The organism is Pseudomonas congelans (assembly GCF_900103225.1).
GTDB lineage: Bacteria > Pseudomonadota > Gammaproteobacteria > Pseudomonadales > Pseudomonadaceae > Aquipseudomonas > Aquipseudomonas congelans.
Map to the genome: position 1 here is coordinate 339,627 of NZ_FNJH01000003.1, position 11,779 is coordinate 351,405.

Annotated in this window: 10 protein-coding genes; 9 read left to right on the forward strand and 1 reads right to left on the reverse strand. The window is 60.0% G+C overall.

The features are described from left to right. Positions 1-266: 266 nt before the first annotated feature. Positions 267-1,844, forward strand: a complete 1,578-nt coding sequence (locus tag BLR20_RS12895; RefSeq protein WP_054994330.1) for a sigma-54-dependent transcriptional regulator — start codon at positions 267-269, stop codon at positions 1,842-1,844. Between the two features lie 106 nt (positions 1,845-1,950). Here BLR20_RS12895 and BLR20_RS12900 read toward each other — a convergent pair whose 3' ends face one another. Continuing rightward, complete coding sequence (locus BLR20_RS12900) at positions 1,951-2,217, reverse strand: DUF2790 domain-containing protein (RefSeq protein WP_054994331.1); 267 nt, start codon at positions 2,215-2,217, stop codon at positions 1,951-1,953. 341 nt (positions 2,218-2,558) lie between these two features. Between BLR20_RS12900 and acs the strand changes: the two genes are divergently transcribed. From acs to BLR20_RS12945, 8 genes are all read left to right on the forward strand, one after another. Continuing rightward, positions 2,559-4,514, forward strand: coding sequence for an acetate--CoA ligase (gene acs / locus BLR20_RS12905; RefSeq protein ID WP_010437502.1), 1,956 nt, complete (start codon positions 2,559-2,561; stop codon positions 4,512-4,514). A 529-nt stretch (positions 4,515-5,043) separates the two neighbouring features. Next, positions 5,044-5,820 carry an ABC transporter substrate-binding protein gene (locus BLR20_RS12910; protein ID WP_010437503.1) on the forward strand — a complete coding sequence of 259 codons (777 nt, stop codon included), beginning with the start codon at positions 5,044-5,046 and terminating at the stop codon, positions 5,818-5,820. Between the two features lie 84 nt (positions 5,821-5,904). Beyond that, a complete protein-coding gene (locus BLR20_RS12915; RefSeq protein ID WP_054994345.1) occupies positions 5,905-6,594 on the forward strand; it encodes an ABC transporter permease in 690 nt (229 codons plus the stop codon). Next, on the forward strand, positions 6,591-7,289 hold the full coding sequence (locus BLR20_RS12920) for an ABC transporter permease (protein ID WP_010437505.1): 699 nt from the start codon (positions 6,591-6,593) through the stop codon (positions 7,287-7,289). Before BLR20_RS12915 ends, BLR20_RS12920 begins: the two co-directional genes overlap by 4 nt. A gap of 1 nt (position 7,290) precedes the next feature. Next, complete coding sequence (locus BLR20_RS12925) at positions 7,291-8,403, forward strand: succinylglutamate desuccinylase/aspartoacylase family protein (protein ID WP_054994332.1); 1,113 nt, start codon at positions 7,291-7,293, stop codon at positions 8,401-8,403. Positions 8,404-8,425: 22 nt separating this feature from the next. Next, positions 8,426-9,190 carry an ABC transporter ATP-binding protein gene (locus BLR20_RS12930; RefSeq protein WP_010437507.1) on the forward strand — a complete coding sequence of 255 codons (765 nt, stop codon included), beginning with the start codon at positions 8,426-8,428 and terminating at the stop codon, positions 9,188-9,190. A gap of 135 nt (positions 9,191-9,325) precedes the next feature. Next, on the forward strand, positions 9,326-10,318 hold the full coding sequence (gene argR, locus BLR20_RS12935; RefSeq protein ID WP_054994333.1) for a transcriptional regulator ArgR: 993 nt from the start codon (positions 9,326-9,328) through the stop codon (positions 10,316-10,318). 236 nt (positions 10,319-10,554) lie between these two features. Next, entirely contained in the window at positions 10,555-11,772 is a 1,218-nt protein-coding gene (locus BLR20_RS12945; RefSeq protein WP_010437509.1) for an aspartate aminotransferase family protein, read from the forward strand. The last annotated feature ends 7 nt before the right edge of the window (positions 11,773-11,779 follow it).

Sequence of the window (11,779 nt, forward strand, 5' to 3'; positions counted from 1 at the left end):
GCTGATGTCCTCGAAAGGCTGCTGTTTTTAAAATGTTCTTGTAAAAGCCTGTGTTCAGGAATAACCCGGTTTCGAGGGCGCGTCAGTGGCTGTGAGCTGGGTCGCGTGCGGATTTGATCATCCGCTCGTAACGAAAAGTTTACGATTGCGATGGATGAGGCCTTGATTCAGTCATCCTGCCCCTCGCGAAGCGTAAATGCGTAACGTATTGTTGACATTAATTTTGCCGTTTCATAAAAAACATACCTTCACAGGGACAATGACTCATGCGCATCAAGGTGCACTGCCAGAACCGCATCGGCATTCTTCGCGATATTCTCGATCTGCTGGTGGCTTACGGCGTCAACGTGGCACGCGGTGAAGTTGGCGGCGAGCACGGTGACGCGATCTATCTGCACTGCCCGAACCTCATCAATCTGCAGTTCCAGGCCCTGCGCCCGAAGTTCGAGGCGATCACCGGAGTGTTCGGCGTCAAGCGGGTCGGGCTGATGCCCAGCGAACGCCGGCACATGGAGCTCAATGCCTTGCTCGGCGCGCTGGAATTCCCGGTGTTGTCGATCGACATGGGTGGGGCCATCGTTGCGGCCAATCGTGCCGCCGCGCAGTTGCTGGGTGTGCGGGTCGATGAAGTGCCGGGCATGCCCTTGTCGCGCTACGCCGAGGATTTCGACCTGCCTGAGCTGGTGCGTGCCAGCCAGTCGCGGATCAATGGCCTGCGGGTCAAGGTATGCGGCGATGTGTTTCTTGCCGACATCGCGCCCCTGCAATCGGAACATGACGACAGCGAGGCCATGGCCGGGGCCGTGCTGACGCTGCACCGTGCTGATCGGGTCGGCGAGCGCATCTACCATGTGCGCAAGCAGGAGCTGCGCGGCTTCGACAGTATTTTTCAGAGCTCGAAGGTCATGGCCGCGGTGGTTCGCGAGGCGCGGCGCATGGCGCCCCTCGATGCGCCGCTGCTGATCGAGGGTGAAACCGGCACCGGCAAGGAATTGCTGGCCCGCGCCTGTCACCTGGCCAGCCCGCGCGGCCAGTCGCCGCTGATGGCGCTCAACTGCGCCGGGTTGTCGGAGTCCATGGCCGAGATCGAGCTGTTCGGTTATGACCCTGGCGCGTTCGAGGGCGCGCGCGCGGAAGGGCGGCTGGGGTTGTTGGAACTGACCGCGGGCGGCACGCTGTTTCTCGATGGCGTGGGTGAACTGAGCGCCCGCATGCAGGCCAAACTGCTGTGCTTCATTCAGGATGGCAGCTTTCGCCGGGTCGGCAGCGACGAGGACATGTTTCTCGATGTGCGGGTGATGTGTTCGACCCAGGTCGATCTTTCGGAGCTGTGCGCCAAGGGCCTATTCAGGCAGGACCTTTACCATCGCCTTAACGTGCTATCGCTGCATATACCGCCACTGCGCGACTGTCTGGATGGTCTTGAGCCTCTGGTGGAGCATTTTCTCGATCAGGCCAGCCGCCAGATCGGCTGTGCGCTGCCGGGCATATCACCTGCGGCCATCAAGCGTTTGAGTCAGTACCACTGGCCCGGCAATGTGCGGCAACTGGAAAACGTATTGTTTCAGGCCGTATCGCTGTGTGACGGCGGCAAGGTGCAGGCCGAACATATTCGTTTGCCGGATTACGGCGTGCGACAGGGGTTGAGCGAGGTGTCGCTGGAGGGCGGGCTGGGCGCCATTGTCGGGCGCTTTGAAAAGTCGGTACTGGAACAGCTGTATGCGCAATATCCCAGCAGTCGCCAATTGGGCAAACGCCTGGGCGTGTCTCATACAACGATTGCCAACAAGTTGCGTGATTATGAATTGGGTCGCGAATCAGATCCGCATTCAGTCGATAAATAACGCGCTCATTGATCGCCCGGTAATCAACTTCGTGCATGCGCCTCGCACCTTATATAGCGGCATAGAGCGGCGAGGCGTCGTGCACAGGCTGTTGCAGCGACAAGCCTCAACCGTTGCTGCAGCCGTTGCCCATCACCTGATAGCCCAGGGTGTGACGTGCGCCTTGCGAGTCCTCATACACCATGCGCGCCGGGACCACTTCGCAGACGTTGGGGATCTGGCTGATGGAGATAACCCGGGCGATATCCAGATGAGTGCCGTAGGTATATTGCTCGACCCGCGCCTGTTGGGCAGCCACTTTGGTCTGCGATTCTTCGGCCATGGCGAAACTGCTGATACCGCACAGGGCCAGTGCCACTAGTAAAGCTTTCATTGTCGTTTACCTTTTTCAAAGTGAGCGCCGTCGCATCACGTTTTTGACGTCATGTGCTAAGGCGGTCTGATACGTTTTTCGAGTTGGAACAACACTGCGTGGGGGCAGTTGATGTCTGCCTTGTTGGCGGATCGAATTCTATGCCTGTTGCGACAGCGCATATATAAAGACTTCGGATAAGCGCTTTTATCAAAATGGTAATAATCTGAAGCGCCGCATCAAGCCTGTGGCTTGTCGTCATGGTCCGGCCCCGCCGGTAAGACCAACGTCGAATGGCCCCTGCGGGTGGGGCGGGATACAACAGGGGCATAAAACAACAACTATCCACCGAGGTAACCAAGATGAGTGCAGCTTCCCTGTACCCCGTCCGCCCAGAAGTCGCAGCGACTACGCTGACGGATGAAGCGACCTACAAGGCCATGTACCAGCAGTCGGTGGTCAACCCTGATGGTTTCTGGCGTGAACAGGCTCAGCGCCTCGACTGGATCAAACCTTTCACCGTGGTCAAGCAGACCTCGTTCGATGATCACCGCGTCGATATCAAATGGTTCGCCGACGGCACGCTGAACGTTGCCTACAACTGCCTGGATCGCCATCTGGAAGAACGCGGCGACAGCATCGCCATCATCTGGGAGGGCGATGACCCTTCCGAGCACCGGGAAATCACCTACCGCGAACTGCATGCCGAAGTCTGCAAGTTCGCCAACGCCCTGCGTGGCCAGGACGTGCACCGTGGCGACGTCGTGACGATCTACATGCCGATGATCCCAGAGGCTGTGGTCGCCATGCTGGCGTGCGCGCGGATCGGTGCGATCCACTCGGTGGTGTTCGGCGGTTTCTCGCCCGAAGCGCTGGCCGGGCGGATCATCGATTGCAGTTCCAAGGTGGTCATCACCGCTGACGAAGGTCTGCGCGGCGGCAAAAAGACTGCGCTCAAGGCCAACGTCGACCGTGCCCTGACCAACCCGGAAACCAGCAGCGTGCAGAAGGTCATTGTCTGCAAGCGCACCGGGGGCGAGATCGAATGGAACCGGCACCGTGATATCTGGTACCACTCGCTTCTGGAAGTGGCGTCCAGCACCTGCGCGCCGAAAGAGATGGGTGCCGAAGAGTCGCTGTTCATTCTCTACACCTCGGGCTCGACCGGCAAACCCAAGGGCGTGTTGCACACCACCGCCGGTTATCTGCTGTATGCCGCGCTGACTCACGAGCGCGTGTTCGACTACAAGCCAGGCGAAATCTACTGGTGCACCGCCGACGTCGGCTGGGTCACCGGGCACAGTTACATCGTCTACGGCCCTCTGGCCAATGGTGCGACCACGCTGTTGTTCGAAGGTGTGCCTAACTACCCGGACATCACCCGTGTGTCGAAGATCATCGACAAGCACAAGGTCAATATTCTCTACACCGCGCCGACCGCGATTCGCGCCATGATGGCTGAAGGCACCAAGTCCGTTGAAGGCGCCGACGGTTCCAGCCTGCGTCTGTTGGGTTCGGTGGGTGAGCCGATCAACCCGGAAGCCTGGGCCTGGTACTACAACACGGTCGGCAAGCAGAACTGCCCGATTGTCGATACCTGGTGGCAGACCGAAACCGGCGGCATCCTGATCAGCCCGCTGCCAGGCGCCACTGCTTTGAAGCCGGGCTCGGCGACACGTCCGTTCTTTGGCGTGATCCCGGCGCTTGTGGACAACCTGGGCAACCTCATCGAGGGCGCTGCCGAGGGCAATCTGGTGATCCTCGATTCGTGGCCGGGCCAGTCGCGCTCGCTGTATGGCGATCACGACCGTTTTGTCGACACCTACTTCAAGACGTTCCGGGGCATGTACTTCACCGGTGACGGTGCCCGTCGTGACGAGGACGGTTACTTCTGGATCACCGGGCGTGTGGACGACGTGCTCAACGTTTCCGGCCACCGCATGGGCACGGCAGAGATCGAAAGCGCGATGGTTGCGCATCCGAAAGTAGCCGAGGCGGCTGTGGTCGGTGTGCCGCATGACCTGAAGGGGCAGGGCATTTACGTCTATGTGACCCTCAACGGCGGTGAAGAACCGAGCGACGCACTGCGCACCGAATTGCGCAACTGGGTGCGCAAGGAAATCGGCCCGATTGCCTCGCCTGACTTCATTCAGTGGGCTCCCGGCCTGCCGAAGACCCGTTCGGGCAAGATCATGCGCCGTATCCTGCGCAAGATTGCGACTGCCGAGTACGATGCGCTGGGTGATATCTCCACCCTGGCCGACCCGGGCGTGGTGCAGCATCTGATCGACACGCACAAGAGCATGAACGCTGCCTGAGCGATCCTGTGACTGAAGCGCCCCGTTCGGTGAGAGCCGAACGGGGCGCCTTCGTTTCCAGGGTCAGATACTGGAAGCGGGATATATATCGGGTTGTTACCGGTTTACCCGGTGTTGTCGAGCGGTGCTTCGTTGTAGGACATACCTGGGCTTTACGCGTAGGAAAGCGCGACGCAGCAGGGCTTTTAAATCGCCATGTGACACGCTGGGCTTGCCGGATTAAAAGGGTTTGCCAATAATGGGCGCGCTTTTTGCTGTTATGACAGGTTGAGTCTGTGCTGCTGGATCAGCAGAAACAGGCCCCGTCAATACCGTGTAGTGGGTTTTCAGGCGCTTCTGTAACTAGTTGTCGCATTGAAGAAATATCGACTTCGAGCCTGTCGTTAAAATGCCCCTCATTCGCCGAAGGGCTGTGAGCCGCCAGCGCGGTCACGCACCCGGCGTCGCTTTTCCCCGAGATTGTCCTTTCGCACATTGGGCGCTTGCTCACTTTGCCATTTGTCGTGCTTTACCGATGGAGTCCCTGGAAATGAAAAAGCTCATGCTTATTGGCGCGATGGCGTTGTCCGTGCTCGCCCAGCCGATCTTTGCTGATGAAAAACCACTGAAAATCGGTATCGAAGCGGCTTACCCACCGTTCGCGTCCAAGGCGCCGGATGGCAGCATCGTCGGCTTTGACTACGACATCGGCAATGCGCTGTGTGAAGAAATGAAGGTCAAGTGCACCTGGGTCGAGCAGGAATTCGACGGTCTTATCCCGGCGCTGAAAGTGCGCAAGATCGATGCGATCCTGTCGTCGATGTCCATCACCGACGACCGCAAGAAGTCCGTGGATTTCACCGGCAAGTATTACAATTCTCCGGCACGTCTGGTCATGAAGGACGGCACCAAGGTCAGCGACAGTCTGGCTGAACTCAAGGGCAAGAAGATCGGCGTGCAGCGTGGCACGATCCACGAGCGTTTCGCCCGTGAAGTGCTGGCCCCGCAGGGTGTCGAAGTGACCCCGTACGGTTCGCAGAACGAAATCTACCTGGACATCAGTGCCGGCCGTCTGGACGGTACTATCGCCGACGCCACGCTGTTGCAGGACGGCTTCCTGAAAACCGACGCTGGCAAAGGCTATGCGTTTGTAGGCCCGTCGTTCTTCGATGCGAAATACTTCGGTGACGGCATCGGCATTGCCGTGCGCAAGGGCGACAAGGCCAACCTTGACCGTCTCAACGCCGCCATCGCCGCGATCCGCGCCAACGGCAAGTACAAGGCTATCCAGGACAAGTATTTCGATTTCGATATCTACGGCAAATAAGTCGTCGTCCTTATCCTGACCAATGGCGCAAACAGAATTGCCTGGATTGCGCCATTTTTATTCCACGCTTGAGGACCGCACATGATGTTGAAAGGTTACGGAGCTGTCATCCTCGAAGGTGCCTGGCTGACGTTGCAGCTGGCCCTGTCGTCGATGGCTCTGGCGATCGTTCTCGGTCTGATCGGCGTGGCGCTGAGGCTGTCGCCGGTACGCTGGATCGCCTGGCTGGGCGACCTGTACAGCACGGTGATTCGTGGCATTCCCGATCTGGTCCTGATTCTGCTGATCTTCTACGGCGGCCAGGACCTGCTCAACCGCGTCGCCCCTTTGCTGGGGTTTGACGACTACATCGACCTTGATCCGTTGATGGCCGGCATCTTCACGCTGGGCTTCATCTTCGGCGCGTATCTCTCGGAAACCTTTCGCGGCGCGTTCATGGCCATCCCCAAGGGCCAGGCCGAAGCGGGCATGGCGTATGGCCTGAACAGCGGCAAGGTGTTCTTCCGCATTCTGGTGCCGCAGATGATTCGTCTGGCGATTCCCGGTTTCACCAACAACTGGCTGGTGCTGACCAAGGCCACTGCGCTGATCTCTGTGGTCGGTCTGCAGGACATGATGTTCAAGGCCAAGCAGGCGGCCGATGCCACCCGCGAGCCTTTCACCTTCTTTCTGGCGGTTGCGGCGATGTACCTGGTGATCACCAGCGTCTCGCTGCTCGCCTTGCGTTACCTCGAAAAACGCTACTCGGTAGGCGTCAGGGCGGCTGACCTATGATCTTTGACTACAACGTGATCTGGGACAGCCTGCCGCTGTACTTCGGCGGTCTGCTGACCACCCTGAAGCTGCTGGCGATTTCGCTCGCGTTCGGGCTGCTGGCGGCATTGCCGCTGGGCCTGATGCGGGTATCGAAAAACCCTTGGGTGAACATGCCTGCCTGGCTGTACACCTACGTGATTCGCGGCACGCCAATGCTGGTGCAGCTGTTCCTGATCTACTACGGGCTGGCCCAGTTCGATGCGGTGCGCGAAAGCTTTTTGTGGCCCTGGCTGTCCAGCGCCACCTTCTGTGCCTGCCTGGCGTTCACCATCAATACCAGCGCCTATACGGCGGAGATCATCGCCGGCAGCCTCAAGGCCACACCGGCCGGTGAAATCGAGGCAGCACGGGCCATGGGCATGTCGAAAGCCAAGATGTACCGACGCATTCTGCTGCCGTCGGCGTTGCGCCGGGCACTGCCGCAGTACAGCAACGAGGTCATCATGATGCTGCAGACCACCAGTCTGGCGTCCATCGTGACCCTGATCGACATCACGGGCGCGGCCCGTACGGTCAACGCGCAGTTCTACCTGCCTTTCGAGGCTTACATCACCGCAGGCGTTTTCTATCTGTGCCTGACATTCATTCTGGTGCGGCTGTTCAAGATCGCCGAACGTCGCTGGCTGGGCTATCTCGCCCCACGGAAGGTCTGAAATGCAAAGAACCGATCATGTGTTGCCGTGGAGCACCCTCGGCACCGAACGCACGCTGAGTGTCTTTCGCTTCGGCACCGGCGAACGCAAGGCCTACATTCAGGCCAGCCTGCATGCAGACGAACTGCCTGGCATGCGCACGGCATGGGAGCTGAAAAAACGCCTGGCCGAGCTGGAGCAGCAAGGCCTCCTCAAAGGTGTCGTCGAACTGGTGCCGGTGGCCAATCCGCTGGGCCTCGGGCAGTTACTGCAAGGCGCGCATCAGGGTCGTTTCGAGTTCGGCAGTGGCAAGAATTTCAACCGTGACTTCACCGAGCTGAGCGAGCCGGTCGCCGAGTTGCTGGAAGGTCAGCTGGGCGATGACCCGCGCGCCAACACCCGGCTGATTCGCCAGGCGATGAGCGCTGTGCTTGAAGGTCTGCCCGCGCCGCAGAGCGAATTGCAAGGCATGCAACGCATCTTGCTGAGTCATGCCTGCGTCGCTGATGTGGTGCTCGACCTGCATTGTGATGCCGATGCCGCGCTGCACATGTACGCCTTGCCGCAGCACTGGCCGCAATGGCGTTCGCTGTCGGCGCATCTGAATATCCAGGTGGCGCTGCTCGCCGAGGATTCGGGTGGCAGCTCCTTCGATGAGGCTTGTTCGCTGCCGTGGTTGCGCCTTTCGCGGATTTTCCCGCAGGCGCAGATCCCGCTGGCCTGCCTGGCGACCACCCTTGAACTGGGTGGTCAGGCTGACACCGGCAAGCCGCAGGCACTTGTGCACGCCGAAGGTATCCTGGCGTTCCTGGCCGAACAGGGCTTCATCAGTGGCGACTGGCCGCAGCCGGCGCACGAAGCCTGCGAGGGCTTGCCGTTCGAAGGCACCGAATTGCTCTATGCGCCGCACCCTGGCGTGGTGACATTCCTGCGCGCCGCAGGCGACAGGGTCGAGGTGGGCGATCCGCTGTTCGAAGTGATCGACCCGCTGTCCGATCAGGTCAGTACCATTTTTGCGAATACTGCCGGGGTGTTGTTCGCCATCGAGCGGCTTCGTTACGCTCAACCCGGTTTCTGGCTGGCCAAGGTGGCAGGGCGCACGGCGCTCCGTCACGGACGTCTGCTCAGTGATTGACCGTTCTGTGGAAACCCAAAGCATGAACAAACTGGAAGTGCAGGATCTGCACAAGCGCTATGGCAGTCACGAAGTGATCAAGGGCGTGTCCCTGACCGCCAGGGCCGGCGATGTCATCAGCATCATCGGCTCCAGCGGCTCGGGCAAAAGCACCTTTCTGCGCTGCATCAACCTGCTCGAACAGCCCCATGCCGGCAAGATCCTGCTCAATAACGAAGAGTTGAAGCTGGTGCCGAACAAGGAAGGTGGCCTCAAGGCTGCCGATGCCAAACAGCTGCAGCGTATGCGTTCACGCCTGTCGATGGTGTTTCAGCACTTCAACCTGTGGTCGCACATGACGGCACTGCAGAACATCATCGAAGCGCCGGTCCATGTGCTGGGCGTTTCGAAAAAGGAGGCGCTGGAAAAGGCCGAACACTATCTGGCCAAGGTCGGTGTGTCTCATCGCAAGGACGCTTACCCGGGGCACATGTCCGGCGGTGAGCAGCAGCGTGTGGCGATTGCCCGCGCACTGGCGATGGAGCCTGAGGTGATGCTGTTCGATGAGCCGACCTCGGCGCTGGACCCCGAACTGGTCGGTGATGTGCTCAAGGTGATGCAGGGGCTGGCTCAGGAAGGCCGCACCATGGTGGTGGTGACGCACGAAATGGGTTTCGCCCGTGAGGTCTCCAACCAACTGGTTTTCCTGCACCAGGGCGTCGTTCTGGAACGTGGCGATCCGCGCGAGGTGCTGGCCAATCCGCAGACCGAGCGCTTGCAGCAATTCCTGTCCGGCAGCCTGAAGTGACGATCGGCAACGCATGACGATGCCTTTTTATGGCAGAACAGGGCATGCTGCGCGACGCGCGACACGACCTGGATGTTCCAGATCGAGCTATCTTCCAAGGCTCGGCTTTTGCGGCAATACGTATCGGATCTCCCAATGACTGCCCATCGAATAGGTTTCCTCGTCTGGCCTGGTACCAGAGCCCTGACCCTGGCACTGGCCGAGGAAGCCTTGCGCGTTGCGCAGCGCGTTCACCCTGAAGTGGTTTATGAACTGTCGTTCCTGCAGGCCGAGGCTGCGGAGCCAGCGGCGGTTGCCGGTGCATGGCAGTTGCCGGGTGAACCTTGGGCCGGGCGGCTGGAAGGCTTTCAGAAGCTGTTTTTGCTGGCTGACGAGCCTCCGACAGGCGTGGCCTCGGCGCTGGGCAGTGCGCTCAAGCAGCTGGTGCGTGCCGGATGTTCGATTGGCGGGCTGTCGGCAGGCGTCTATCCACTTGCGCAACTGGGCCTGCTGGATGGCTACCGTGCTGCCGTGCACTGGCGCTGGCAGGACGACTTTGCCGAGCGCTTCCCCAAGGTCATCGCCACCAGCCATTTGTTCGATTGGGACCGGGATCGCCTGACCGCCTGTGGTGGCATGTCGGTGCTCGACCTGCTGCTGGCGGTGCTGTCTCGCGATCATGGCGCCGAGCTGGCCGGGGCGGTATCCGAAGAGCTGGTGGTCGAGCGCATTCGCGAAGGTGGCGAACGTCAGCGCATTCCGCTGCAGAACCGTCTGGGCTCCAGCCATCCCAAGCTGACCCAGGCTGTGCTGTTGATGGAAGCCAACATCGAAGAACCGTTGACCACCGACGAAATCGCCCAGCACGTGTGCGTGTCTCGTCGTCAGCTGGAACGGATTTTCAAGCAGTACCTCAACCGTGTACCGAGCCAGTACTACCTGGAACTGCGCTTGAACAAGGCGCGCCAGATGCTGATGCAGACCAGCAAGTCGATCATTCAGATCGGCCTTTCGTGCGGTTTTTCCTCGGGGCCGCACTTCTCCAGCGCCTACCGCAATTTCTTCGGCGCCACGCCGCGTGAAGACCGCAATCAGCGACGCAGCAGCAGCCCGTTCGAACTTTCTCCTGTGCCTGCCGAACGCGGTTGATTGCCTTGTCGCGATAGAAGTACTGCCGCGACAGCTCAGGTCCAGACAGGCCGGCCTCAATCCGTTTAAACTGCGCCTTTGTGACGCAAATTGTCGCATTGCCGAAAACCTTGAAAAAACCCGGTTTTGCGCTGTAACAAGTTGTCGCTTGGCGGCAAGGCCGAACACAATTCAGTCCTTACAATCTTTCCATCGCTCGCCAGTTTCAGGCAGGCGTTCCTCATCAGGAGACTCCGATGTCCGTTGAGCATGCTGCGGTGCAACGCGCCGATTTCGACCAGGTAATGGTCCCCAATTACGCCCCGGCCGGGTTCATCCCCGTGCGCGGTGCGGGCTCCCGGGTCTGGGATCAGGCGGGACGCGAACTGGTGGATTTCTCGGGCGGTATCGCCGTCAACGTATTGGGCCACTGCCACCCGGCGCTGGTCGGTGCCTTGACCGAGCAGGCCAATAACCTCTGGCATGTGTCCAACGTGTTCACCAACGAGCCGACCCTGCGTCTGGCTAAAAAACTGGTGGATGCGACGTTCGCCGAGCGCGTGTTCTTCTGTAACTCCGGTGCTGAAGCCAACGAAGCCGCCTTCAAGCTGGCGCGTCGTGTGGCGCATGACCAGTACGGCCCGGAAAAGTACGAAATCATCGCTGCGCTGAACAGCTTTCATGGCCGCACCCTGTTCACCGTCAGCGTGGGTGGGCAGCCGAAGTACTCCGATGGTTTCGGGCCGAAGATCACCGGCATCAGCCATGTGCCGTACAACGACCTCGACGCACTGAAGGCCGCGGTTACCGACAAGACCTGTGCCGTGGTGCTGGAACCGATCCAGGGCGAGGGCGGCGTGCTGCCGGGTCAACTGGAATACCTGCAAGGTGCGCGCAAGCTGTGTGACGAGCACAACGCCCTGCTGGTGTTCGATGAAGTGCAGAGCGGCATGGGCCGTAGCGGTCATCTGTTTGCCTACATGCACTACGGCGTGACACCGGACATCCTTTCCAGCGCCAAGAGCATCGGCGGCGGTTTCCCGCTGGCGGCCATGCTCACCACTGAAAAGCTCGCCAAGCACTTTGCAGTCGGCGTCCACGGCACCACCTATGGCGGCAACCCGCTGGCCTGTGCGGTCGGTGAAGCGGTAATCGATGTCGTCAATACGCCCGAAGTGCTGGCGGGTGTGCAGCGCAAGCATCAACAGTTCAAGACCCGCCTGGAAAGCATCGGCCAGCAATACGGCGTGTTCACTGAAGTGCGCGGCCTGGGCCTGTTGATCGGTTGCGTGTTGTCCGATGCCTGGAAAGGCAAGGCCAAGGACATCTTCAATGCGGCCGAGGCTCAGGACCTGATGATTTTGCAGGCCGGCCCCGACGTGATTCGTTTCGCGCCAAGCCTGGTGATTGAAGACGCAGACATCGAAGAGGGCCTGAACCGCTTCGAGCGCGCCATCGCCAAACTGACATCCTGACTCGATT

Coding starts and splice junctions, on each gene's coding strand:
- BLR20_RS12930 (WP_010437507.1), top strand. CDS start 8,426: ATGAACAAACTGGAAGTGCAGGATCTGCACAAGCGCTATGGCAGTCAC.
- BLR20_RS12945 (WP_010437509.1), top strand. CDS start 10,555: ATGTCCGTTGAGCATGCTGCGGTGCAACGCGCCGATTTCGACCAGGTA.
- acs (WP_010437502.1), top strand. CDS start 2,559: ATGAGTGCAGCTTCCCTGTACCCCGTCCGCCCAGAAGTCGCAGCGACT.
- argR (WP_054994333.1), top strand. CDS start 9,326: ATGACTGCCCATCGAATAGGTTTCCTCGTCTGGCCTGGTACCAGAGCC.
- BLR20_RS12900 (WP_054994331.1), bottom strand. CDS start 2,217: ATGAAAGCTTTACTAGTGGCACTGGCCCTGTGCGGTATCAGCAGTTTC.
- BLR20_RS12920 (WP_010437505.1), top strand. CDS start 6,591: ATGATCTTTGACTACAACGTGATCTGGGACAGCCTGCCGCTGTACTTC.
- BLR20_RS12925 (WP_054994332.1), top strand. CDS start 7,291: ATGCAAAGAACCGATCATGTGTTGCCGTGGAGCACCCTCGGCACCGAA.
- BLR20_RS12895 (WP_054994330.1), top strand. CDS start 267: ATGCGCATCAAGGTGCACTGCCAGAACCGCATCGGCATTCTTCGCGAT.
- BLR20_RS12910 (WP_010437503.1), top strand. CDS start 5,044: ATGAAAAAGCTCATGCTTATTGGCGCGATGGCGTTGTCCGTGCTCGCC.
- BLR20_RS12915 (WP_054994345.1), top strand. CDS start 5,905: ATGTTGAAAGGTTACGGAGCTGTCATCCTCGAAGGTGCCTGGCTGACG.